This window comes from Candidatus Nomurabacteria bacterium, from assembly GCA_016699085.1.
In the GTDB taxonomy this organism is placed as follows: Bacteria; Patescibacteriota; Minisyncoccia; order Phycocordibacterales; family UBA9973; genus CAZLWF01.
Genome location: CP064958.1, coordinates 540,170 through 564,019, shown reverse-complemented (window position 1 = coordinate 564,019; position 23,850 = coordinate 540,170). Strand labels below are relative to the sequence as shown.

The 23,850-nt window shown below is 39.0% G+C and carries 31 protein-coding genes and 1 tRNA gene; 18 read left to right on the top strand and 14 right to left on the bottom strand.

What is annotated here, in order from left to right; all coding sequences use genetic code 11:
• Positions 1-39 precede the first annotated feature (39 nt).
• The 3 genes from gyrA to IPF86_03075 are packed head-to-tail and all read right to left on the bottom strand — an operon-like array spanning position 40 to position 3,424.
• The gene (gene gyrA / locus IPF86_03085; protein QQR50044.1) at positions 40-2,505 is read right to left on the bottom strand and encodes a DNA gyrase subunit A; all 2,466 of its coding nucleotides are present in this window, start codon (positions 2,503-2,505) and stop codon (positions 40-42) included.
• A gap of 5 nt (positions 2,506-2,510) precedes the next feature.
• Positions 2,511-2,789, bottom strand: a complete 279-nt coding sequence (locus IPF86_03080; protein ID QQR50043.1) for a hypothetical protein — start codon at positions 2,787-2,789, stop codon at positions 2,511-2,513.
• Positions 2,790-2,791: 2 nt separating this feature from the next.
• Positions 2,792-3,424, bottom strand: coding sequence for an MBL fold metallo-hydrolase (locus tag IPF86_03075; protein QQR50042.1), 633 nt, complete (start codon positions 3,422-3,424; stop codon positions 2,792-2,794).
• A gap of 202 nt (positions 3,425-3,626) precedes the next feature.
• Here IPF86_03075 and IPF86_03070 point away from each other — a divergent pair, with 202 nt between their 5' ends.
• Positions 3,627-4,742 carry a 30S ribosomal protein S1 gene (locus IPF86_03070; protein QQR50041.1) on the top strand — a complete coding sequence of 372 codons (1,116 nt, stop codon included), beginning with the start codon at positions 3,627-3,629 and terminating at the stop codon, positions 4,740-4,742.
• Positions 4,743-4,779: 37 nt separating this feature from the next.
• Here the strand turns inward: IPF86_03070 and rlmB are convergent, their stop codons facing one another.
• Positions 4,780-5,523, bottom strand: a complete 744-nt coding sequence (gene rlmB / locus IPF86_03065) for a 23S rRNA (guanosine(2251)-2'-O)-methyltransferase RlmB (protein QQR50040.1) — start codon at positions 5,521-5,523, stop codon at positions 4,780-4,782.
• Between the two features lie 147 nt (positions 5,524-5,670).
• The gene (locus IPF86_03060; protein ID QQR50039.1) at positions 5,671-6,261 is read right to left on the bottom strand and encodes an aminoacyl-tRNA hydrolase; all 591 of its coding nucleotides are present in this window, start codon (positions 6,259-6,261) and stop codon (positions 5,671-5,673) included.
• Positions 6,262-6,557: 296 nt separating this feature from the next.
• On the opposite strand from IPF86_03060, the gene lepB reads away from it, so the two are divergent.
• The 4 genes from lepB to IPF86_03040 are packed head-to-tail and all read left to right on the top strand — an operon-like array spanning position 6,558 to position 9,923.
• Complete coding sequence (gene lepB, locus IPF86_03055; GenBank protein QQR50038.1) at positions 6,558-7,154, top strand: signal peptidase I; 597 nt, start codon at positions 6,558-6,560, stop codon at positions 7,152-7,154.
• Positions 7,155-7,172: 18 nt separating this feature from the next.
• Positions 7,173-8,477: a histidine--tRNA ligase gene (locus tag IPF86_03050; protein ID QQR50037.1), complete on the top strand. Its 1,305-nt coding sequence runs from the start codon at positions 7,173-7,175 to the stop codon at positions 8,475-8,477.
• A gap of 10 nt (positions 8,478-8,487) precedes the next feature.
• Positions 8,488-9,036, top strand: a complete 549-nt coding sequence (gene def, locus IPF86_03045) for a peptide deformylase (GenBank protein ID QQR50036.1) — start codon at positions 8,488-8,490, stop codon at positions 9,034-9,036.
• Between the two features lie 5 nt (positions 9,037-9,041).
• Complete coding sequence (locus tag IPF86_03040; GenBank protein ID QQR50035.1) at positions 9,042-9,923, top strand: methionyl-tRNA formyltransferase; 882 nt, start codon at positions 9,042-9,044, stop codon at positions 9,921-9,923.
• Here the strand turns inward: IPF86_03040 and IPF86_03035 are convergent.
• Entirely contained in the window at positions 9,869-10,324 is a 456-nt protein-coding gene (locus IPF86_03035; protein QQR50034.1) for a GNAT family N-acetyltransferase, read from the bottom strand. The genes IPF86_03040 and IPF86_03035 overlap by 55 nt on opposite strands.
• A 30-nt stretch (positions 10,325-10,354) precedes the next feature.
• The gene (raiA, locus tag IPF86_03030) at positions 10,355-10,741 is read right to left on the bottom strand and encodes a ribosome-associated translation inhibitor RaiA (protein QQR50033.1); all 387 of its coding nucleotides are present in this window, start codon (positions 10,739-10,741) and stop codon (positions 10,355-10,357) included.
• Positions 10,742-10,871: 130 nt separating this feature from the next.
• On the opposite strand from raiA, the gene IPF86_03025 reads away from it, so the two are divergent.
• Positions 10,872-11,336: a hypothetical protein gene (locus IPF86_03025; GenBank protein QQR50032.1), complete on the top strand. Its 465-nt coding sequence runs from the start codon at positions 10,872-10,874 to the stop codon at positions 11,334-11,336.
• Positions 11,337-11,495: 159 nt separating this feature from the next.
• Positions 11,496-11,567 (top strand) — tRNA-Asn (locus IPF86_03020).
• A gap of 235 nt (positions 11,568-11,802) precedes the next feature.
• On the opposite strand, the gene IPF86_03015 is transcribed toward IPF86_03020, so the two are convergent.
• Positions 11,803-12,696, bottom strand: a complete 894-nt coding sequence (locus IPF86_03015; protein ID QQR50031.1) for an SET domain-containing protein-lysine N-methyltransferase — start codon at positions 12,694-12,696, stop codon at positions 11,803-11,805.
• 200 nt (positions 12,697-12,896) lie between these two features.
• Here IPF86_03015 and IPF86_03010 point away from each other — a divergent pair, with 200 nt between their 5' ends.
• Positions 12,897-13,451: a hypothetical protein gene (locus IPF86_03010; GenBank protein ID QQR50030.1), complete on the top strand. Its 555-nt coding sequence runs from the start codon at positions 12,897-12,899 to the stop codon at positions 13,449-13,451.
• Positions 13,452-13,797: 346 nt separating this feature from the next.
• Here IPF86_03010 and IPF86_03005 read toward each other — a convergent pair whose 3' ends face one another.
• The 3 genes from IPF86_03005 to IPF86_02995 all read right to left on the bottom strand — a co-directional run bounded on the left by IPF86_03005 (position 13,798) and on the right by IPF86_02995 (position 15,760).
• A complete protein-coding gene (locus IPF86_03005; protein QQR50029.1) occupies positions 13,798-14,103 on the bottom strand; it encodes a hypothetical protein in 306 nt (101 codons plus the stop codon).
• A 161-nt stretch (positions 14,104-14,264) separates the two neighbouring features.
• Positions 14,265-14,936, bottom strand: coding sequence for a cyclase family protein (locus IPF86_03000; GenBank protein ID QQR50028.1), 672 nt, complete (start codon positions 14,934-14,936; stop codon positions 14,265-14,267).
• A gap of 221 nt (positions 14,937-15,157) precedes the next feature.
• The gene (locus tag IPF86_02995) at positions 15,158-15,760 is read right to left on the bottom strand and encodes a hypothetical protein (protein QQR50027.1); all 603 of its coding nucleotides are present in this window, start codon (positions 15,758-15,760) and stop codon (positions 15,158-15,160) included.
• Positions 15,761-15,970: 210 nt separating this feature from the next.
• Here IPF86_02995 and IPF86_02990 point away from each other — a divergent pair, with 210 nt between their 5' ends.
• The 7 genes from IPF86_02990 (at position 15,971) to IPF86_02960 (ending at position 20,682) form a co-directional block, all read left to right on the top strand.
• Positions 15,971-16,342, top strand: coding sequence for a VOC family protein (locus IPF86_02990; protein QQR50026.1), 372 nt, complete (start codon positions 15,971-15,973; stop codon positions 16,340-16,342).
• Between the two features lie 17 nt (positions 16,343-16,359).
• The gene (locus IPF86_02985) at positions 16,360-16,896 is read left to right on the top strand and encodes a bifunctional (p)ppGpp synthetase/guanosine-3',5'-bis(diphosphate) 3'-pyrophosphohydrolase (protein ID QQR50025.1); all 537 of its coding nucleotides are present in this window, start codon (positions 16,360-16,362) and stop codon (positions 16,894-16,896) included.
• 209 nt (positions 16,897-17,105) lie between these two features.
• Positions 17,106-17,438 carry a hypothetical protein gene (locus tag IPF86_02980; GenBank protein ID QQR50024.1) on the top strand — a complete coding sequence of 111 codons (333 nt, stop codon included), beginning with the start codon at positions 17,106-17,108 and terminating at the stop codon, positions 17,436-17,438.
• 206 nt (positions 17,439-17,644) lie between these two features.
• Complete coding sequence (locus tag IPF86_02975; protein QQR50023.1) at positions 17,645-18,415, top strand: sulfite exporter TauE/SafE family protein; 771 nt, start codon at positions 17,645-17,647, stop codon at positions 18,413-18,415.
• A 740-nt stretch (positions 18,416-19,155) separates the two neighbouring features.
• A complete protein-coding gene (locus IPF86_02970) occupies positions 19,156-19,434 on the top strand; it encodes a hypothetical protein (GenBank protein QQR50022.1) in 279 nt (92 codons plus the stop codon).
• Positions 19,435-19,596: 162 nt separating this feature from the next.
• The gene (locus IPF86_02965; GenBank protein QQR50021.1) at positions 19,597-20,052 is read left to right on the top strand and encodes a hypothetical protein; all 456 of its coding nucleotides are present in this window, start codon (positions 19,597-19,599) and stop codon (positions 20,050-20,052) included.
• Between the two features lie 180 nt (positions 20,053-20,232).
• A complete protein-coding gene (locus tag IPF86_02960) occupies positions 20,233-20,682 on the top strand; it encodes an SRPBCC domain-containing protein (protein ID QQR50020.1) in 450 nt (149 codons plus the stop codon).
• A gap of 142 nt (positions 20,683-20,824) precedes the next feature.
• On the opposite strand, the gene IPF86_02955 is transcribed toward IPF86_02960, so the two are convergent.
• On the bottom strand, positions 20,825-21,142 hold the full coding sequence (locus tag IPF86_02955; protein ID QQR50019.1) for a helix-turn-helix transcriptional regulator: 318 nt from the start codon (positions 21,140-21,142) through the stop codon (positions 20,825-20,827).
• Positions 21,143-21,344: 202 nt separating this feature from the next.
• Between IPF86_02955 and IPF86_02950 the strand changes: the two genes are divergently transcribed.
• Both IPF86_02950 and IPF86_02945 read left to right on the top strand, forming a co-directional pair.
• A complete protein-coding gene (locus tag IPF86_02950; GenBank protein QQR50018.1) occupies positions 21,345-21,794 on the top strand; it encodes a hypothetical protein in 450 nt (149 codons plus the stop codon).
• A 150-nt stretch (positions 21,795-21,944) separates the two neighbouring features.
• A complete protein-coding gene (locus tag IPF86_02945) occupies positions 21,945-22,217 on the top strand; it encodes a hypothetical protein (protein ID QQR50017.1) in 273 nt (90 codons plus the stop codon).
• 220 nt (positions 22,218-22,437) lie between these two features.
• Here IPF86_02945 and IPF86_02940 read toward each other — a convergent pair whose 3' ends face one another.
• Both IPF86_02940 and IPF86_02935 read right to left on the bottom strand, forming a co-directional pair.
• Positions 22,438-22,848 (bottom strand): DUF305 domain-containing protein, encoded by a 411-nt coding sequence (locus IPF86_02940; GenBank protein ID QQR50016.1) that lies wholly within the window; start codon positions 22,846-22,848, stop codon positions 22,438-22,440.
• Positions 22,849-22,889: 41 nt separating this feature from the next.
• Positions 22,890-23,258, bottom strand: coding sequence for a hypothetical protein (locus IPF86_02935; protein ID QQR50015.1), 369 nt, complete (start codon positions 23,256-23,258; stop codon positions 22,890-22,892).
• A gap of 101 nt (positions 23,259-23,359) precedes the next feature.
• Here IPF86_02935 and IPF86_02930 point away from each other — a divergent pair, with 101 nt between their 5' ends.
• Entirely contained in the window at positions 23,360-23,761 is a 402-nt protein-coding gene (locus IPF86_02930) for a cupin domain-containing protein (GenBank protein QQR50014.1), read from the top strand.
• Positions 23,762-23,850: the final 89 nt, after the last annotated feature.

Genomic DNA, 23,850 nt, shown 5'->3' with positions numbered 1-23,850 from the left:
TTTTTAATTTGGTACATTTCATTTAATTAATAAAATATTCTAGAAACATGTCAGCGATGCAATACCATCCCCTGCGCGAAGTTTCATAATAGTAACACCTTGAGTTTGTCGTCCGAGCGATGGAATTGATTTGAGTTCAGTGCGGAGTACCTGACCTTTCTTTGACATAGCGATTAATTCTTCTTCGATAGTAATTATTTTAGCAACAATGAGTGGACCAGTCTTTGGAGTTATCTTGGCGGTCTTGATGCCGGAGCCACCACGGTTCTGGACTTTGTATTCAGATAACTTGGTTTTCTTACCGAGACCATTGGCACTCATGACGAGCAGTGCTGCATCTTTAGCGGTATCTTTTTTGATAACATCAACTCCTACGAGCGTATCAGTCTTGCTGAGCTTCATCGCCCGTACACCTCCAGCCGTTCTCCCCATTTCACGAATATCACTTTCTTTAAAGCGGATTGATTGTCCACCGCGAGTAGCGAGCATGACTTCATCCCCTCGCTCAATAAGGAGGGCAGTTTTAAGTGAGTCATCTTTATCTAGTCTGATAGCAATGATACCACTGCGTCTGACTTCTTTGAATTGTGAATACGCCATTTTCTTGGCCGTACCACCAGCTGTGACGAGCATCAGATATTGTTCTTTACCTTTTTCAGCTTTACCGACAGGTAATATTGACATGACTCGCTCATCACTACTAAGCGACAAGAAATTCATAATTGATTTGCCTTTGGTTGCTTTGCGTCCTTCGGGAATGTCATACATCTTGATCTGGTAGGCTTTACCTAAATTCGTAAAGAATAAAAGATCACTGTGCGTGTTGGTATTTAAAAGCATCGTAACGAAATCTTCTTCTTTGGTTTCGAGATCTATGACACCGACTCCACCACGCTTTTGGCTACGATATTCTACGGGGTCAGTGCGTTTGACATAACCACCTTCAGTAAAAACTAAGACTGATTCTTTCTCTGGAATTAGATCTTCATCGCTTATTGCTTTGACGCCACCTTTGATGACTTTTGTCCGGCGCTCATCCGCATATTTATCTTTGATTTCTGCTAATTCTTTGGCAACAACTGCCATAATCTTTTTTGGATGTGCTAAAAGATCTGTCAAAAATGCAATTAATTCTTGTTTCTCTTTGAGCTCAAGTTCAACATTTTTTCTTTCGAGTCCAGCAAGCTTTTGCAATTTCATCTCTAAGATTGCGATTGCCTGAAGTTCTGAGAATTTGAACTCTTTCATCAAATTTTCTCGAGCAATTGCTGTATCTTTTGATGCACGAATAACTGAAATAACCTTATCGATATGATCAAGCGCTTTTTTAAGACCCAACAGGATATGTTCTCGCTCTTGGGCTTTGCGAAGATCATAGGCACTACGTTTGCGAACCACAATATCGCGATGAGCGATAAATTCTGTTAGCAATGATTTCAAGGATAACGTCTGCGGTACGCCATCAACCAGAGCCACAATATTGAAATGGAATGTATTCTCAAGCTGTGTATGTTTGTATAAAAAGTTCAATACTTTCTGTGGGTGAATGCCATTTTTCAAATCGATCACCACACGTATATCGCGGGTTGAAAGATCACGAACATCTTTGATGCCTTCGAGTTTCTTCTCACGAATCAAATCTGCCATATGCATAATAAGGTCTGCTTTGTTGACTCGATACGGTAGTGATGTAATCACGATCTGTGCTTGACCAGATTTTTGTTCTGTAATTTCAGCTTCACCACGAGTTACCACACCACCGCGGCCAGTTGCATAGGCACGTAAAATTTCCTTTTGATCAAAAATAACACCACCGGTTGGAAAGTCTGGGCCTTTGATATAGGTAACCAAATCTTCTGTAGTTGCTTCTGGTGAATCAATCAAATGCAATGTTGCATCGATGACTTCGCCCAAATGATGCGGCGGAATGCTTGTCGCCATACCAACAGCAATTCCCAGAGTTCCATTCAATAACAAATTAGGTACGGCCGTCGGTAACACAACTGGTTCTTTGCGCGTATTGTCATAGTTTGGCCTGAAATCTACTGTCTCTTTATCTAAATCCCGCAAGAGCTCACCTGAAATTCGTGACATTTTAGCTTCTGTATAACGCATAGCAGCAGCATTATCACCATCAATCGTACCAAAGTTACCCTGACCAATAATGAGTGGGTACCTCGTAGAAAATTCCTGTGTCATCGTAACCATAGCATCATAGACAGATGCGTCGCCGTGAGGATGATACTTACCGAGCACGTCTCCCACAATGCGGGAAGATTTGACCGTTCGCGCACTCGCTGTATGGCCATTTTCATGCATGGAATAGAGAATACGTCGATGCACAGGCTTGAGCCCATCTCTGACGTCCGGCAGGGCTCTGTCAGTAATAACCGACATGGCGTAACTAATGAAAGAATCTTTCATTTCTGTCGTAATATTCATCGCCACCACGCTTTGTCGCGGTGCAAGTTCGGGAACTATTGGTTCATTAGTTTTCTTTGCCATATGAATTAATTACCTGGAACAATTAGTTGTGATTGCTGATCAAAGCCGGCTTTAATATTTGCAAGTCCTGATCCTGATGTATGTAGCATGCCGACAAAACCTTCTTTCAAGAGCAGGAGTGGTTTGATTGCAGTCGCAGCAGAAGACGATACTGGATGAATGCGAAACGTACTAATCCAAACAAGAGCGATAACAGCAGTCACACAAATCGCACTAACAAGAGCAATTTTTTGTCGTACGTGTTCTGGTTTTTGATGTAATGTTGTAAGTAAGCGATGGTACATAATTATGCTCCATATGATAGTAATACGATCTCTCCAACTTTGCCTTCTAAATCTTTCTTCTTGATAGTTAGTTTATCAATTTCAGTCACTTTTTCTGCACCGCCTTCTTTGAGGAACTGTTTAAGCTCACCAGATTGCATGCTTCCAAAATCCATAGGGATAACAATACTTGATTCGAGTGATACAGCTAGTTTATACGCTGCCCCTGGTGCCACAAATGGCTCACCGACTGGAACGAATAGTATATCGGCATCTGTAATGAGTTCTTTAGCCTCTGGACTTAAGTCTTGTATACCACCCAAAAAAACAACCGTAATACCATCAACAATAAATGAGTAGACTGTATTGATATACTCTTTCTTGTCTAACAATGTCTTGGTCATGGCACCTTTGATGAATACATTCTTTACCTCAAAGTCTCCAGGACCGTCAACGATAAAAGGCTCCCGTTCACCGTACGTCACTGTCTCAAGACCATTGTAATCTGGATGATGGAGTGTTGAAAGTACAATATCAGCACCAAAGCGAGCGGCAGTGCCTTTGTAGTCACTTTCTTTTGCTATAGGATTAAGCGCAATCGTTAGATCTCCTTGCTGCACTTTGAAAAATTGTTTGCCGTAATAGGTAATAATCACTTTTGTAGTGTACCAGAAATTCGTTGTATTTCAAATAAAAATTGCTTGTGCATTTCCATGTGTTGTGGTACAGTCTCCACATTAGCAGCCGTGAAGTCGAGAGGCTTTACGTGAAGTGTGGAATAACCCTTTTGGGAGAAACAACCCAAAATACCCATACTCGAAGTTGGAGTTTTTCCGCTGCGGCGGATTTTTTATTTATATGCCGAAAGTAAAATCAGACGATACAAAGAAAGACAAAGAAGTACCGGAGAAATTAACTGGAACAAAAGCATTGCTCGATGGCGCAGCACTTCGACCTGAAGTAGACGCACTTGTCGAAGGACCAGTTATCGCTGTTGAAAAAGCATCAGTTTATATCGATCTCGCACCGTATGGTACGGGTATTATTTATGGACGTGAGTTTATCAATGCACGCGATATCATCAAGAAAATCAATATCGGCGACGCTATCAAAGCGAAAGTTGTCGAATCAGAAAATGACAATGGCTATATTGAACTGTCCCTCAAAGAAGCAAAACAAGCTCTTATCTGGAGTGACGCAGAACGTGCAATCAGCGAAAAATCATTGCTTGAAATTATGGTCAAGGAAGCCAACAAAGGTGGTCTTATCTTAGAATGGCAAGGCATCCAAGGTTTCCTTCCTGCTTCACAACTTAAACCTGAACACTACCCTCGTGTTGAAGACAGTGATAAAGAGAAAATTCTTCGCGAACTCAAGAAACTCGTTGGCAAGAAACTCTCTGTCATTATGATCTCAGCACTACCAAAAGAAGGTAAACTCATTTTCTCAGAAAAAGATAACAATCCAGAGGAACGCAAAGAAATTATTGGCAAATACAATATCGGAGATGAGCTCGACACTACGGTGGCCGGCATTGTTGATTTCGGTGTCTTTTTGAAGATCGAAGAAGGACTTGAAGGACTTGTTCATATTTCTGAAATCGATTGGGGACTTATCGAAGACTTGCGCAGTATGTATAAGATAGGTGATCCTGTGAAAGCTAAAGTAATCGAAATCAAAGAAGGTAAAATCTCTCTCTCAATCAAAGCACTTAAAGAAAATCCATGGAAAGAATTTGAAGGCAAATTGAAGAAAGGCGATATTATCAAAGGTGTCATTATTAAATTCAATCGCCATGGCGCGCTCGTCTCAATCAAAGAAGGCGTTGCTGGACTTGTCCACAATTCGCTCTTTGGTTCTGAAGCAAAGCTCCGCGAGACACTTGAACTTGGTAAGACCTACAATTTCCAAGTCACACTCTTTGAACCAAAAGATCAACGCATGACACTAGCGTATTTGGAGGAGAAGAAATAAAAACAATAAAAAATAAACTGTCCACACTGTGGACAGTTTATTTTTTTGCTTGCCGCTGCCATTCATAGAGCGCGACTGCTGCTGAGACAGATGCATTCAATGATTCAACATTATTGTGCATAGGGATAGAAGCCAAGAAATCACAATGCTCGCGAGTTTTTTCACGAATACCATGCTCTTCGCTACCGATAACGAAACATAAAGGCATATGCATATCGAGGTCTCTAAGTGTTGTCGCGCCCTCACCTGCAAGCCCAACGATCCAGAACTTTTTTTCTTTCAATTTTTCTATGGCATCATTCGTATTTGTTGTACGAATAAGTGCAATCTTATCGATCGTACCAGCTGAAGCTTTGACAACAGTACCCGTTACCTGCGCCTGTCTATGCTTGCCCAATATGATACCACTTGCCCCAAATGCAGCCACACTTCTCACAATGGCACCAACATTATGCGGATCTTCAATTTCATCGAGAAGTACACAGCAAGGATTCGTAGTGATATCTATTGTTTTGAGCCATTCCTTAAGCTCAAGGTACGGCACGTCGGTAACAAGTGCAACAATACCCTGATGTATACCATCTCCTGCAAGTTCGTCTAATTTCCTTTGATCTACATGAGCGATCGGAATGCGATGTTTGGTTGACGCAGCTTTTACTATGTTAAAAAATTGGGCATCAATTCCCTCTTTAACAAAAAACTTTGAGATACGTTTAGGATCACTTGTAAGCAGCTCTTCAACTGGATGCTTGCCATATATATAGAGAGATTCTTGAGACATACAATTAAATATCAGTGGTGTTAATTTTATACGCAATATTTTTTCCGAAACGACCCAGTAGGTCAATGTACTTATTGAGGACTGTTTGAGCTCGACTTTAGTCGAGCGAGTTCCGCGGTAAGAACATAAGTTGTACTAGGTATAATTTTAATTATTAAACATACTCATAGCTTTCGGTCGACCTTCATTAAGCATCACGTCGAGTGCTTCGGTAATTTTCTTCGCGACTTTTTTTAGTTCAGCATATTCTGGCTCACGAAAATCTTTCATAAGGAAATCAATAACCGGCTTCTCGCCAGTGGGACGCTTCAATTTTCCACCAGGGGTTGTCGGTGTAATGCCGATACGTATACGAGCGAATGCTTCTGATTTAACCGCTTTGATAATAGAGCCAAGCCCATTATGCCCGCCAGCACTTCGATTATGAGAAATTTTGATACTGCCGATAGGAATATCCAGGTCATCATACAGCACAACAAGCGATTCAAGATCTTTTTTAACTTTCACAAACGGCGTAACACTCTTGCCAGAATTATTCATGAAATTGTTCGGAAGCACAAAGACTACCTTAGTTTTACCTATCTTCCCCTCTGCTATGAGGGACTTTGTCTTGAGATCTTCTTTCCATGGCGAAAAAGCCAATTTCTTGGCAATCATTTCTAATACTTGCCTGCCAGTATTATGACGAGTCTTCGTATATTCTTCACCTGGATTGCCAAGTCCGACGATAATAAACATAGAGCTAGTATAGAGTAAAAAGTGGAAAGTAGAAAGTGTAGGATGCGAATGAAGATGGTGTTTTAAAAGACCTTGCGCAGAAATTTTGTCATCACAGCGAGTGCAGATGATCTTTTTTAAAGACTCTGCGCAGCGCGACTCTTATTGCAAGCGAGTGCAGATGATCTTTTTTAAAGACTCTGCGCAGCGCGACGGCGCGAGCAAAGAAAATTTGCATCAGCAAATTATTCGTGTTTTTAAAAAAGACCATCAAACGAGCCTTTGTGTCAACAACATATTCGTAGTACAATCATCGCATGCAAAATGAAAACAGTACTGAGACTACGACGATACCTCAACCAACAAAAAAAGAAAGTATTTGGGATGTAGTTCGTTTTGGTATCATTGCACTTTTGATAGTTATACCGATCCGAACATGGGTGGCACAACCATTTATTGTTTCGGGTACATCGATGGTACCAACATTCCATGATGGCGAATATTTAATCGTTGATGAACTTTCGTACCATTTAGGCGAGCCTGCACGAGGGGACGTCGTTATTTTCCATTATCCAAAAGATACGACGAAATATTTCATCAAGCGAGTAATAGGACTTCCAAATGAAACAGTTGAGGTCAAAGGTGATACTACGATTGTGATAAAAAATAGTGAACACCCTGATGGCTTTACTCTAAGCGAACCATATGTTGTCAACAACATGCACAATCAAATTGCACAAACAAAAATATTAGGTCAAGATGAATACTATGTTATGGGCGACAATCGACCGGCAAGTTCAGATTCACGTATTTGGGGTAGTGTCAAAAAAGATCTCATCGTTGGAAGAGCATTTCTCAGACTCTTCCCCATCAAAGAAATTTCAGCGCTCCCAGGAAGCTACGACAGCTATTAATACTATTCAGTAATCTCTATGTCTACACCACAAGCAAAAAAAGTTAAAAAAGAAGCGCCCATGAGCGTCAAAGGCATGCGTGATATCAAAGATGAAGAGTACTACCTCTTCCAGGGATTTTTCGAAAAAGCACAAGAAGTCGCTATCTACTATGGCTTCAAACCAATAGAAACACCAATCCTTGAAAACGAAGAAGTCTTCACTTCGACGATCGGCGTTGGCACTGATATTATCGACAAAGAAATGTACACACTCCGCACACGCGGTGGTGACAAACTCGCTATGCGACCAGAACATACTGCATCTCTTATGCGTGTCTATATCGAACACGGTATGCAAAACATGCCACAGCCTGTCATGTACTACCAATACGGTCCAGTTTTTCGTCACGATAACCCACAGAAAGGTCGCTACCGACAGTTTTGGCAATTTGACGCTGATATACTAGGCAGTGACAAAGCTATCATGGATGCGCTCGCTATAAAGACAACGATGACCATACTCGAAGAAGCAGGGGCTACAAATCTTTCTGTCGATATTAATTCTATAGGGGATAAAGAATGCCGAAACACGTATATCCGTGAACTTACGAATTACTACAAAAAATACATGGCTAATTTGCCGCCTGTTGATCGTGAACGGCTCAAGACCAATCCACTACGGATCTTAGATTCTAAAGAAGAAAAGACTAAGGAAATCAACCAAAACGCTCCTGATGCTGTAGCCTATCTCTGTCACGACTGCAAGAAACATTTCAAAGAAGTACTCGAATACCTTGAAGGCATGGGTATTCCATATACGATTAACAAACTTCTCGTTCGAGGTCTTTCCTACTACACACGAACTGTATTTGAAATAATCCAACCTGAAGCAGATGAGAACGGCAATGCTCTTACGATTGCAAGTGGTGGACGTTATGATTATCTCGCTAAACAATTAGGCAGCAAGAAAGATGTACCTGCAGTCGGTATGTCGATCGGCGTTGACCGCATTGTCGGCTCTCCATGGTACAAGAAACTCACACCACGCATTATCAAGAAACCTAAAATGTACTTCATCCAACTCGGCACTGATGCAAAACTCCAAAGTCTCAACGTCATTGAAATTCTCCGCAAAGCTCATATCCCGATCGCGCAATCACTTTCGAAAGATAGTCTTTCACAGCAGCTCGCTATTGCTGAGAAATTAGAAATCCCGCACGCACTTATCTTCGGACAAAAAGAAGCACTTGAGAAATCCGTCATCGTCCGTGACATGCGTACCCGAAGCCAAGAAACAATCAAACTCGACAAGCTACTCGAATACGTCAAGGAAATGAAGTAGTCTACAAACTATGGTTACGATTCTCCAATCCGACAATCCGATCCTTCGAAAAAAAGCTAAAGAAGTATCCCTCTCTGACATCGGCACAAAAAAATTCGAAGGCTATATACGCGACATGCAAACTGCACTCCACGCGGAAGATGATGGTGTCGCTATTGCTGCACCGCAGATCGGATTACCACTGCGTATCTTTATTGTCTCTGGTAAAATTTTTGACAAAAACTTTCTCAAAGCCAAAGGCCCTATCAAGGAACCCAAGGCTGGCTGGCCCGATGACCTTATCTGTATCAATCCGACATTTGTCAAAATGTCTAAGCAAAAAGTTACTGCTCCAGAGGGCTGTCTATCAGTCAGATGGCTCTATGGTGACACCAAACGTGCCAAGAATGCCACGATTGAGGCCTACGATAGATATGGCAAGAAGTTTACTCGTGGTGGCGGTGGACTCTTGGCACAAATTTTCCAACATGAAATGGATCACCTCGATGGCATACTCTTCATTGACCATGCAAAAAATATTGAAGAAATTCTTCCAAAACATAACGAGGAAACTGAATAATTCTAATGGCAAGCCAGAATCAAAAACCATCATTCGTATTTTTTGGCACACCGGACTTGGCTGTGAGTGCACTTGAAGGATTATCCAAACATGGATATCTACCGACCGCCATTGTTACCTCGCCTGACAAACCAGTCGGCAGACACCAAGTTCTCTCACCATCACCTACAAAAGTTTGGGGGTTAGCTCACCATATACCAGTCCTCGAACCTGCAAAAATTGATGATGCATTTTTTGCCGAACTTTCAACTTTGAACTTTGAGCTCGGCATCGTCGCTGCCTATGGCAAAATTTTGCCAGAGAAATTACTCACTATGCCCACATTTGGCACACTCAACATTCATCCATCGCTCTTGCCACTCTACCGTGGCACTGCGCCAGTCGTTGGACCAATACTTGCTGGTGATATAAAAACAGGAGTAAGTATTATTAAACTTGATGCAAAAGTCGACCATGGACCAATAATGTTCCAAGACGAACGAATACTAACTGGTAATGAGCGGGCAAATGATCTTGGTAATGAACTTTTCTGTCATGGTGGTGAAATGTTAAGTAAAATAATTCCAGAATACATTCTCGGAAAAATTATTCTGACAGAACAGGATCACACCAAAGCAACCTTCACTAAGAAAATCAAAAAGGAAGATGGCCTCGTAGACTTGGGAGTTGAGCTCCCAAGTGTCCTGTGGAGAAAATATCGTGCGTATTATGGCTGGCCAGGAATTTATTTTATGGATAAAAATAATAAGCGCGTAAAAATCACTGATGCGATGTACGAAGATGGTATGTTTAAAATACAGAAAGTAATTCCCGAAGGCAAAAAGGAAGTTCGTTATGAAGATTTCGTACGAGCAAGTACCAACCTTGGTTCCCCGTCACCAAAATAATTATCTTTCCAAGACTCGATAGTGAATCCAAGAGATAAATAGAGAGTGAGAATTTTATTATTATGCGGATGTGTCACAAACCAAACGTAGTTATATTCTTTTGTTTGATCCAATTGAAATAGAGCTGCTTTCCGAGCAATGCCCAGGCCTTGAAATTCAGGTAGTATAATTAAATCACTCAGATACACTTCATTTTTATTTTTTATTTCGTATGCAACACGTCCAGCAAGTAGATTATCTACATATATAAAGAAAATTTCATTTGTTTCTATTACATCTCGCACTTCCTCGGGATCAGTGGTGATTAAATATATTTTCTTACCAATTGCTGTTTTTTCTATCTCTATATAGCGTTCCACATCAGCAATCGTTGCCTTTCTAAATTCAATTTGAGTCTCCATGCTTTCTATTAACTATTTTCTATTTACTAGTTAATACTTCGACGTAAATGGATTTCTCTTTGAAATGCCCTTCATCATTTTCTTGACACTTCTTGCTCCTCGGCGGAACAACGTCACACTTCGCTCTTTGTTCTCAGTCAGCTGTCGAACAATGTCTTCTCTCACTTCATCGATCGCTGCATAGAGATCCTCTTTCTCAGCTATAGCATAAAATTTCTTGCCGCCAATACTTAAGTTCACTTCTGCTTTGTATACTTCCCCTTGTTTATGATGATTGCTAATTTTACCGATTTCTACATGCATATTTTCAGCCTCTGAATGCATGAATTTATCGAGACTATTTAATTTTCTTTCAGCGTAGTCTTTGATGGCATCTGTTAGTTCGATATTCGTTGCTTTTATATTGACTGTAAGCATAAGCGTAAATAGTTAGTGATAATGCTTACTATAAGTATAGCAAATATACGAATGTTGAGGAATTGGATTATTAACCTCCACCCATTGCAGTATATGCACAAAAGTGGTTCAATGAAGAAAATCATCTACTATGAAAACGTTCATTGTAATTACAGCCTTACTGAGCTTTATGGCACATGCTGTCAATGCACAGTACAACATGACGCCTCCAAACTATACTCCATTGAATTACCCTGCCAATTCACAAATGTATGGAAACTGTTGGAATACCAATAGTGGACAAACAGTACACAGAAATCAGTACCCGAATTGGACTCCTAATCAATCGATCTATGGAAACGACAGGAGGTACATGACCCCTACTGGCTATTTCTATTCAGACAGAGGGCAAGGTATTCGAATAATGAGAACTGTAAATGATGTACTACAGACGGTGGGAATAGTCTACCTAGTCATATCAGATATTTCTCAACAAACTAAGAAGACTGAGAACGCCGTAGAAGCAGTACCAATTTCAAGATCGGTGACTTTAAGTACTGGTCAGGTTGTAACACAATATGGCTACAGGATAAATGGGCAGGACTACTATCAATGAGGAAATTAACAGTAAACAGGCATATATGCCTGTTTTTGCTTTTTATGCCTAATTTTGCTAGGATAATTGCACATTCTTATATGAGAATGTTAGAAAATTATTCAGTGGTTAAAGAGTAGAGAAGGCAGAGGATGCCGAAACAGCCTTCTTTAAATAGATTCGGGAGTAGCTCAGCGGTAGAGCGACCGCCTGTTAAGCGGTTGGTCGTAGGTTCGATCCCTACCTCCCGAGCCCAAAAACTTTAGACCCCTTCGGGGGTTTTTAGTTTTTGTGGCGAGGGAGAGAAAGCCAACTGCTTGGCTTTCGTGTAGGGATCGAAAAGCTTTTTGCTAAATGTGAAGAATATATTCTGAACATTTCAAAAAGGTCTACTGTTCGTGTAACGAAAGATCACCCTACCTCCCGAGCCAGAAAAATCACCTTTCAAAACAAGGTGATTTTTTGTTACCTTTTTAGAAATTCTAACCTAAATGCTTTTCTTTAGTTCTTCAAGAAGTCCTTTATTCTTTATTTCATCAAACAAAATCCAATCAGCGGTGTAGTCAAAGTATTTAATCTTAAAGTCTTGAGGGAGCTCTCTCCATGGCAGAATTTTTCCAAGACATTCTTTAGAACCACAATGACACACACCTTCGGGATTTTCCCAATCAGAGTTACAGAAAAGCCCATAACAGTATGTAAGTTCTTCCCCAGCTTGTATATCTCGCATGGTTGTCACGAAAAATAAATCTTTTACATAGCAATTTGGTTCACACGAGTGATTTAATTTGACTGCGTCTGTGTTGAAGCCATTTCTATAAAAATATTTATGAAAAGGAACTGCGTGATTTGAAGCATGCACATATACTTCAGATTCTTTTTGAGCGTAGTGAATCTGTCCATCCACATAAGAAACGACTGTTCCTTGAGGTATTGCCTTATTGGCAAAAACACCGTTCCCCTTATTTTCACTTTGTCGTAATACGATTCGAGAATCTTGCTTTGAAGCCATAGGGTCTGGTAATTCAAAATATGAAAATTCTATAATGCCAAATCGTTCTTTTATAAAACTGATTGCTTTTTCTGAATCAAATTCCTTGCATGAATAAATATCAACGGTGCAGAATTTCGAACGTGTCCAAATATATGTGTTTGCTCCTGATTCTGCCCACACAAGTGAACCTTCATAACCATCATGAAGGGGTACCGACTTACCTGTGGCACTCGAAATAAATGGGCCAGCAATAATTGTCATTCCAAGCTCTCTAGAGAGATCAGAGAGGAAATCAGTGACAAATTGCTCCTCTTTTATTTCAACCGTGTATTTCCCTTCAATAATAAGGCGTTTGCGAAATATTTCTGGGGCGAGGTTAGAGTTCATGAGTATACATTAACATTTTTTTAAACTCTTCCGAACATCATCCCCCGCCAGAGGTCGGGCAAGCAAGTTCGGAGCAAAATTTGACAAATTAAGATATTACAGTATTGTATAAGCAGTACGGCCCTTTCACATAGTATTTGATTGGTTTTCAGAGGAGCATAAATGGCTTTTGTGGAAACCAATCAAATAAACACAAAATTATGCAACTCTTTAAAAAAGCACAGGGACAAGGTGCAACAAAGATGGAAATCATTCTTGATTCTCCAATTGAAAATCTAGTTAGCAAAGCTAATAGTATCCACATTTGGGAATGGGATCTTGAAGAAACTAAAGCTGTGCTAGCAAAATGCAGAGAACTAAAACATTACATAAGTCTTTATTATGGTGTAAATGCATTTGGTTATAGTGGCGAAAAGGTTAGTGTAGCTTCTCAGGAAATAAAAGATCTCATCTGTCTTCAAATGTATATTGCGTTTAATAAACTTCTTGCAAATATCAAAAAAGAAGATGATCTAGATCAAGTTAGACTGATAAAAAACGTCTATGAAGACTCTTCAAAAATGGGATGGGGTGCAAAAGCCTCTCTTCTTGAAAAAAGACTTGAGGCCGAGTGGTTTAATTTAACAACTAAAATCCTTGAAAAATTAAAAGCTCAGAATCCTACTACACCAGAAAATTATGAGCAATTATTTTTTCTTTGTAAAACTAACGATCCTAAACTTTTAGAGATTGCAAACGAAATAAATAAACTTTGATTTTCACTTATTAAAGCCCTTTCTCATTTAGTGATATAAAGGGCTTTTTTATTTCCTCATTATATTCATTCGAACATCATCCCAAGTTCGGAGCCCAAAAACTTTAGACCCCTTCGGGGGTTTTTAGTTTTTGTGGCGAGGGAGAGAAAGCCAACTGCTTGGCTTTCGTGTAGGGATCGAAAAGCTTTTTGCTAAATGTGAAGAATATATTCTGAACATTTCAAAAAGGTCTACTGTTCGTGTAACGAAAGATCACCCTACCTCCCGAGCCAAGTGAACGTTGTGAAGGTCTGGGGAAAAGAAAAAGCCTTGCCTATAATGCAAGACTTCTCACAACACTCAGATGTTAGTTTAACTTTGAAAAGGTTATCAAGCTAACACTGTCTTTTGCCCATTGCCACCCACTATCTTGCGGTACTTTTGAATTACTTTGAGCAAGCCACGAATCCGCATATGCATCCAAAGCATCGGTAATATACTTTTTTAGAGCTGGGAAGAAAATTTCATCCGTTTCATCTTTTTTTTGCTCAATCATGTAGGTCTCTTTCTGATCAAACCTCCACACATCAGTTGGATGGGAATCATATTGTGTGTTAACATATTTTTTCCTAAATTTGAAATCAGCTGTGACAAAGAAATAGTGCTTTTTCATACTCTTAAATTTTTATATATTATATACTATATATGCACTATTGTCAATATTATGCTCCACCCTCCAAACATCCCAAGTTCGGAGCTAGTGAATGTTGTGCATGTGGTGAAGGTCTGGGGAAAAGAAAAAGATCCCATTTGAGAGATCTTTTAAAAGAAGCCTTACTGAATCTGAGCGACAAGTCGTATTGGTGCTTCTGTGCCATCTTTTATCTTTATTGGCATGACAGAAATTTTTGCACCAGTTGCAGGCAACATCCCTGCATTTGCAACATTTTCAACAATGTACTTTCCTGCCCCAAGCATTACGCGGTGTACTGGAAAATCATTACCGACTGCATCTGGTGACAAGGTATCAATACCAACACCAGAAACATTTCTCTCAATAAGAAACTTGGCAACATCTTCACTAATACTTGGGAAGTTTAGATTGTTGCGATATTTTTCTTTATCATCCCAATACTTGTCCCAACCAGTATAGAAAATCACGAAGCTTCCTACTGGCACTTTGCCGTGTTCCCTCTCAAAAGTTTCAATACAATCTAAACCAGCAACATACTTTTCATGTGCAGATTCAGAGATGTCGATAACAATACAATCAACTAAGAGAGTATCAAGATCGAGGGTATCGATAGTCTTCCCACCAGGAATACAGTGTGCAGGAGCGTCCATATGCGTACCACAACCAGCTTTTGCCTCGATTCTATGGATACGGAATAGATTGGGTTCTTTTGAATCCTTATAATCGTAAACAATAGGAGCAGTAAAGCAACAATCTCCATCCCAGCTTGGGATAGGTGATGAAAGTGTATGAGTTAAATCGATGTATTTCATGTCAGTATAATTTTACTAAACCTACTATACACTCAATACCGTGTCAAACAAGGATTTCCGAACCCTTAACAGGACTGCGATTTAAACAAATTGAGTACAATTTAATAAATCGGGAGCATCGTCCCAAGTTCGGAGTCAAGTGAACGTTGTGTATGTTGTGAAGGTGTGGGGGAAAAGAAAAAGCCTCCCCTTTCGGTTTGGCTTAAACAATCTTTTCTTTATTATTTCTTTTTCACTAAAATAACATTTGCTAATTCCTGCCATGTGAGGGATGATCCATTTAAGGATCTTTTGCTACCCTCATTGTTTTTACATTTTACAGGCCAGGCCTTAATAGGATTACCTACTGCAAGTCCGTTTTTTAACATGATCTTAAGAAGACCAGTATTGAATACATATCCAAACAGAGGCTGTTTAATAGCTGAGGTATATGTATACGCAGCAGTAAGTAACTGACCCTTTTCATTTTCCAGTACATAGCCCGAAACCCCTGCTGAGTCTTCTTTTTCAGATGAAAATTCAGATTCATGAATAAGGTTTTTATCTTCAGCAATCGTGTAACAGGTGGAACGATAAAAGGTGGCACGACTGGTTGCTTTCAGACCAGTTATTGTCACTGTTGTTCCTTTAAGGTGACAGTTACAATTCCCAGTCATACTTACATCTTTTCTCTTCCATCCTGGAGCAGGATCACAATCTTCATGGAATTCACACATGTGAATTCCAACCTTTTGGTCAATCATGTCATCATCTGATACCCAGATTTTAGGCATCGGGACAGTTAGTCCTTCACCAAACCCTTGAGGTTGAATAGCTTTTTTCATTATGTTATTAGTTTATGTGATTTAATGAACTTATTTACTAGTGAAATAGTAACATTTTTAAATTAAATTGTCAATATAACTATATCAATAAATTCTTCCGAACATCATCCCCCGCCAGAGGACGGGCAGGCAAGTTCGCAGCCTGTGAACGTTGTGTATGTTGTGAAGGTTTGCAGGAGATAAGCTTTCTCAATCTGCTATAATCCAACCATGCAACCAGCATTTATTGATCACATGTCTTTAATAGTTAGAGATATAAGTAGGACTGCAGAGTTTTACTCAAAATTCCTGCCTAAACCGATTATTCATGATGAACACATGGTCGTGTATAAGGTTGGAGAGACCAGATTGTTTTTCAAGCTAAGTCCAAAAGATGTTTCGGATAGAGAGTACGATAAGGATAGTATTGGCATGAACCATATTGGCTTTGGTGTAAAAACAATAGATGAACTAAAACAATTTCAAAAACTTCTTTCTGAAGTTGATATAGAACACAGTGAAATAAAACTAGGCAAATTTGGTAATGAATACATCTGGCTTGATGACCCAGATGGAATACGAATTGAGATCTATCGAAATTAACTTTCTATAATCTACTAATGACTACACTTATCGAAAAAGCAAAGCAGTTTGCCAAAGAAGCTCACAAAAATCACACCGAAAGTGATGCATTCAAAACACCATATTATTTTCATCTTCAAAGAGTTGCTAGTCTAGTACAGTTATCAGGAGGCAGTGAAGAAGAGATTGCTGCAGCCTGGCTGCATGACACTGTGGAAGATACTGGTGTAACGATAGAAGATATCGAGAGAGAATTTGGTAAACATATTGCAACCATGGTGAATGGTTTAACTGATTCTCCTGAATGGAAAAATCTTCCTGTGGGTGAAAGAAAAGCAATACAGGCAGAAAAAATTTCTAAAGAAAGTGAGTCGGTACGACGGATAAAGATTGCGGATCAAATTTCTGGAGGTGAATTAGATGCCAAGAATACACTAATGAGTAAGGAGGAAAGGCTGGAAAGATTTGAAGGTGTAAAAAAAGTTGCGAATGCGTGTAGAGGTGTAAGTAAAGAACTTGATGATTTGTTTGCCAGTGTCAGTGAAGAGATAACTTGGTTTCTAGCGAATAGTTAATTTAAAATTTTCCGAACCCTTCCGTGTACCTAGTATGATCCTGTTGAATCAACTGCGATTTAAACAAATTGAGTACAATCTAATAAATCGGGAGCATCATCCCCCGCCAGAGGTCGGGCAGGCAAGTTCGGAGCACCATTGACTAAATAGAATAATATCGTAGTATTGGTTTAAATTGTTAAGTCAAACTTTCACATAAACCCATATATATGAAAAACGTTTTAATTTCGGAAAATGGCTTGTTGGTTGCTATAATTATCAACAATATTCAATCTAATTTTTACGAAAGTCGATTAGGGGCGATTAGGTTTATTTGTGGGAAGTTTGGAAATCATTCAATCGACAAGGATACATTTCTTGAATTACTTACTTCAGTAATAGAAATGCAGAACGATGTGCCAGATTTAAAAAGTGAAATCCTTAATCATTCAGTTGAGAAGGAAGTGGAGCTTGAAGTTTCAAGAGCAAGGATTGTTCGACAACTAAACACCCCCTTTGACCCTGAAGGAATTTTGAAGTCTAAAAAATTACTTGGAGTTTAAAATCTTCTGACTTTGTATGTAAAAGATATCTGTAGGAGCAGGTATCTTTTTTGTTTTTGAATCATTTAATAATCATACGAAATCTATTATTTTATTTGACTAATACTCTTCCGAGCATCCACGTTCGGAGCAAGTGAACGTTGTGTATGTTGTGAAGGTTTTAGAGCTGCATGGTCACTCTCAGAAAACTATGTTACAGTGATCCGATGACTATACTAACAGATTTTCTTTCTGAGTATCTTTTTGTATATATTTGGCTTATTGCTACAACATTTATAAACATCGTTGTTCAAACTTCTGGATCAATGATTATCAATCCTGTAACTGCGTTCTTTACAGACCCCCAAAGAGCAATAGGGATTGGTGCATTTATTTTTTTCTTTAGTGGTATACATCGAGTCTATTTATTTAGAAAAGAAGCATTTACTGAAAAGAGGAATCTGGATATTGTAAAAGCTCTTATGCCCTTCTCAATCATTGGAGCAATCTTAGGTGGTACCCTTATTTCATATATGAGTGCAAAACTTTTAGCTGCAGTCGTTGTAATTGCATCAATATATTTTATCTACAAGACACTTCGACACGTTTCAACAGACCAAACACCAATTGAGTCTGTGCACAGAGCAAAGCTTAGTATGGTTGCACTATTTTCTGGTTTTCTACAAGGGGGAGGTTTACCTGGGGCAGATATTAGAAACAATTACTTGCGAACAGTAGTTTCTGAAGTCTCTGTGCGAGCAATTGGCTCAACTCTTGGACTTTCAGTGTTTTTTGTAACTGGAATTATTATTCTATTTCATAACCATCTTAATGCAAGAGACCTTATCCTTGTAGTTACCGTTATCCCCTTCCTACTATTAGCTCAACACTATGGAAAAAAAATACTTAATAAGCTACCAGATAAAAGTGCAAAAGTCCTTTCTGTATCTCTTTCTCTTATCGGAATCATCCTCCTTACCTATAAATACTTTTTATAGAGTGATTAACTTTTCTTGATAGACCCTTCCGAACATCCACGTTCGGAACATAGTTGACTATTGTAATATTTTATGCTATTATAATATCAGTTCTTTAACACTATAAAACTTAATAGCTGTGCAAAATTTCTTCTGTGAACTTTTCCATTTTCGCAACGACAGTCATGAACATTGGTTTTATTTCACAGTATTGTTATTTGTCATAACAATACTTGTCTCTCTATTAGTAAAGCGTGTTAAGGGATTAGAGCTCCTTAGTCAGTTTTTCTTTGGCACCTCTATTTCAGCAATTTTTGTTTGGCTTTTCAAAATAAAAAGCAACGCTTATTCAGTAGATTGTATTTGGTATAACGCACTTATGGGAGTCTTATGCTTACTGATTATCCAATTTATTGAAAAGAGAAAACCTTTTTTGTTCAAGAATGATCCGAGTCTGATTTAAGACCAACCGAGTGTTGGTCTTTTTAATTTTCTATCAAACTCTTTCCGAACCCTTAACAGGACTGCGATTTAAACAAATTGAGTACAATTTAATAAATCGGGAGCATCGTCCCAAGTTCGGAGTCAAGTGAACGTTGTGTATGTTGTGAACCTGGCAGGAAGAGACATGTCCGAAGGAAGGTTTGACAAAAAACAATATCGTAGTAATGTAGAGAACAGCACTGCCCTTTCACATGGTATTTGATTGGTTTCCAGAGAAGCTTCTGGCTTTTGTGGGAACCAATTCAATACGTAATAAAATGAAAGAAACAAAAACCATGACTGATGAAGAGCTAAAAAATCTTGCCACTGAAGTACAAAATGAACAGAAGAAAAGGCAAATCAAAAAAATGTCCGATGATGAACTATATAAGATAGCTAAGGCTAAAAATAATGAATATTCAGATGAAGAAGCTCTTTTCGCAGTCAACATTTTGCTCAAAAAAGATAAGCCAAATTTAGAAATTATCACTACCTTAAAACAAATGAGTCATTGTAGAGCCGTTAGAGACAAGTGTAAGGAATTTCTTTTTTGTTGAGAAGGAAATGATTAGAGAAGCCAACTCATTTAGTTGGCTTTTTATTTTTACCATCCCCTTCCGAATATCCTCCCAAGCTTGGAGCATGAGTTGACTAAATAAAATGATATTGTAGTATATATCCAGATAGTTTTTTCACATTCCTAATCAATAAATAAAGCTATGCTACTCAAACACGTATCCCTCGAATCAATTCTCACAACTAGGTGCCATGACATTGCAGTGCTCCTGAATACAGATGGTATCTATATGTACCCACCCTCAGGATACAACGATTTAAGCAGCCAATTTTACGCAAAAAAAGGAGTGAGTAGTTTTGCAGGATTACTTGTTAAAACTAAAATAGTTCCAGAGTTTAATTATTTTAGACAGAGAAAACTTGGTGAGATCATTGAAATAAAGAAGAGTGACCATACTTACCATGGCATTGTCTGTTACAAATTGCATGCAGAGAATGAAATAGAAGATATCAGTACACTTCAGAGCTGCTTAAACAAAATACAGAACAGTGGCCCTATTGCACTCTCTTTGGAAGAGAAACTTTGGAACAAAGCTCATCTTCCAATAATCTTCAGCGCAATTGAGAAAGCAGATCCACAAGTAGTACTCTATCACTAACCATTAGCTAAAGATTAGCTTAAAACCTGCACCAGCAGGTTTTTTTACTTCCTTGCCAAACTCTTCTGATTATCCTCCCCACCAGAGGTCGGGCGAGCAGGTTCGGAGCCAACAAGACACATCTGTTAAAAGCAGGTGTTTTGTTATAATAACTTTATTAGAATAATCAATAATACACATATGGAACATTTACACTATACAATTGATATCAATGCTCCTCAGCAAAAAGTTTGGGACACAATGCTAGGCGAAGAAACATACAAGCAATGGACATCAGTTTTTAATCCTGACCCCACAGCACAATCATATGTTGAAGGTGGTTGGGATGAAGGAAGTGATATTAAGTTTTTAGGCAAGGAAAAAAATGGCACTATTTCAGGGATGATCGGAAAAATACAAGAATCCAGACCAGGTGAATTTATTTCTATCAAATACTCGGGTGAAATCATGCAGGGCAAGGAAAATAGCTATGGACCTGATGAGTTGTATTTTGAAAACTACACGTTCAAGGAAAAAGATGGTGGAACTGAATTGATTATAGACATTAACGTGAAAGATGAGTACAAGGATATGTTTAACGGTATGTGGCCAAAAGCCCTAGAAACATTAAAGCAGTTAGCTGAGAAATAAAGGTAATTTACTGTTATTGTTTAACTAGTAGTTTCAATTATTACTCTCCGAACATTCACATTCGGAGCACGTGAACATTGTGAATGTGGTGAAGGTCTGACAAAAGAAGAAGCACCCCGGTATTTTGGGATGCTTTTTTGACTCAGGCTTTGGTTATCGACTTATGCCCTGCAACAATTTTTTGAAGCAGCAAATCGATTTCTTTGATTCGCTCCTTGTTTAAAGAATAGCGAATCATTTTCTTGTCTCGTTCGATCTTTACAATTCCCGCCTGTCGCAGGATAGCAAGATGTTGTGATGCCACAGACTGTTCCAAGTGCAACTTGGCGTATATTTCTGTGACGGTGATTCCCGGCTTATTCTCCATTAATTCCATCATGCTCTGTCTCAACTTATGATTGAGAGCACGTAAAATAGATGCGACCAATTTTACATTGGTCAAACCGTTTTTTTCTGCCATAACGCTTAGTTTTTGTTTGAAATTATTATAGCAAAGTATTTTATAAAGTCAATGACTTTTATTTTAAATTTGTTTTGGAAACTTTCCGAGTATCCTCCCCTGTTGAAGGATAAACAAGTAGGTTCGGACAATTAAGTACTCTTAGTCTGTAAGTTTTTTTGTTGCCAAAACTAAGAATTTGAACCTGTGCTATACTTTTTTTATGAAAAGAATTGCAATAGTTCTCGTGATTGTGATATTAGCTATAGCTACCTATGTAGGCATAGGGGGATATAAATCTACTACTATAAAACAAGCTCCACTTGTATCTTTTACATGGCGATATCAAGAAGGCGCTTTAAATCTTGATGGTATACCAGGTACTAAAATTTTCTTGGATGCAATGAATGCCAATGGAAAGGTGCTTTCAAAAGAAATTGACGAGGTCGATGGTTCTTGTAATGATATCCTTCCTTCAGAGGAAGATACGGATATCGTAGCGGGTTCCAGCAAGATTCAGTGCTATGCAGCTGGGTTGGGACAATGGTTTAAGATAACTAAAGGTGAAAACTCCTACCTAGTACTGCGTAAAACTTTTGAGGAGGCACTCCCCGACTACACCTCGCCATCGTATCAATATGAATCAGTTGCTGAGTTTCCGACTGTGTATTAATTCGGTTTCCTTAGTCAACCCATGTTCGGAGCAAGGTTTGACAAATACATATATTATAAGTATTATATGAACAGCACTGCCCTTTCACATGTATTTGATTGGTTTTCAGAGATCCTTTATTGGGGTTTATGGAAACCAATCAAGTAAAAAATGAAAACAATCATAATTGAAAAAAACCTCCACAAACAAATAAAAAGTACACTATCAATTCAAATCTCAAGTGCTGAAGAAAAAATTATTAAAGAAACTAAAAAGAAAGGCGATGTAGATATTACTCTCGATGAACGAGAAAAAATATTTACAGGAACACCATGTGGCAACCTCTGGGATATGAAACTCATTGGTTTCTCATTCGGAGAATTAGACAACAAAGGGTACTATTATCTGACCGAGAAAGGTAAGGTTGTTGCCGAAAAATTATAAATCGACTTTTAAAAAGACCTGCTCTTGGGCGGGTCTTTTTTTTTATTATGATTTCTGAAGTGCTACCATTGGGAATACCTCAAAAATTTTAGAAAACTCTAAATCTCTTTTAATTTGAATCCAATTGAGGGTTCTGAACTTGTCCACCAGAGGGAGCATCAAACAAAGCACCATATATTGTGGTGCTTTGTTCAGATATAGCTTAGACCCCATTACACTTCTACTGGTTATACCAATCAGTTTGCCACAACTTCATTTCTGCAATTTCTTTATTCTGCGCAGAAATGATTCCGGTTGCCAAATCCTTGAGCTCTTGATGCTTGGCATTGGTAAGAGCAAGCTCCGCCATCTCTACCGCACCTTGGTGATGGACGATCATTTCAGCAAGAAATGCTTGGTCGAATAGATCTCCTGTCTTCCCTTCTAGCTCTGCATTCATACTGGTCATCATGTCTGCCATACTCATACTTGCCCCATTACCCATCATTTGGCCATTTGGCATCATGTGAGTACCTGGAGTGTTTTGATTGGCTGTTTCGAACGACCCCCTACTTCCGCCTAATTGATATCCGATACCAAGACCTGCGACAAGCGTAACGATTGCGATAATAATTGCTGTATTTTTTTGCATAATGTTTTAAAGATTAAATATTAATAAAATCCTTAAAAATATTAAGGGGCTTTAGGGTTCAAAATACCGCCTGAGAACAATTCTTGGTAGAGCGAGATTGATGCAAGATCTCTACGACTTGGTAGAAGTCGCCGAACAAAGAGGTCTGAAGGACTGTAATATTTCCAAACAAATAAAACTGCTACTGCGAGTAAGAAGTATGTGAAGAGCATCGGAAGTGGAACGGTAAACGCATTTTTCCATGCGGTAACATGGTCCGAGGCATTCATGTCGCAGATAGCCTGCTCACCAGGCATAAAAGGACAGCCTGGCTCATGGTGGTGTCCGTCCATTCCCGCTATAGCCAGCATGCCAAATCCACCAAATGTAGCAAACGCGATAAGAATACATATAGCGAGGATTGACTTCATATAGTCATTTTAGCATTTTTTATCTCACTACCAGTAGGGTTGGAAAAATTCTCCTCCCTACACTGGACTTATAGAGCTCTATGTTGTGCTACAATAGGTATATGAAAGGCTACGTCACAAACATTGAGAAGCAGTCACTCGAAAACGATACTTTTCGCAAAGTGTTATACACGAGCACAAACTGCCAGCTTGTGCTGATGTCGCTTCTCCCACATGAAGCTATCGGGGAAGAAATACACGATGTAGATCAATTTCTACGAGTAGAAAAAGGAAATGGTAAAGCCATTTTGAATGACATTTCAGAGGACATCACTGACGGCAGTGGGATTATTGTGCCAGCTGGAACAAAACATAATCTCATCAATACTGGAGATGAACCAATGAAACTCTATACCCTCTACATGCCACCACATCACAGAGATGCTGTCGTCCACGCCACAAAAGCCGATGGTGAGGCAGATACGACAGATGAATTTGATGGAAAGACAACAGAAGAAGCGTAATAAAAAAGTCTACACGGTTTCTCAAAAATATTGAAGTTTTCTCATTTAAGAAGAAATAAGTGGTGACACAATCACTAAAACTAGGCGGA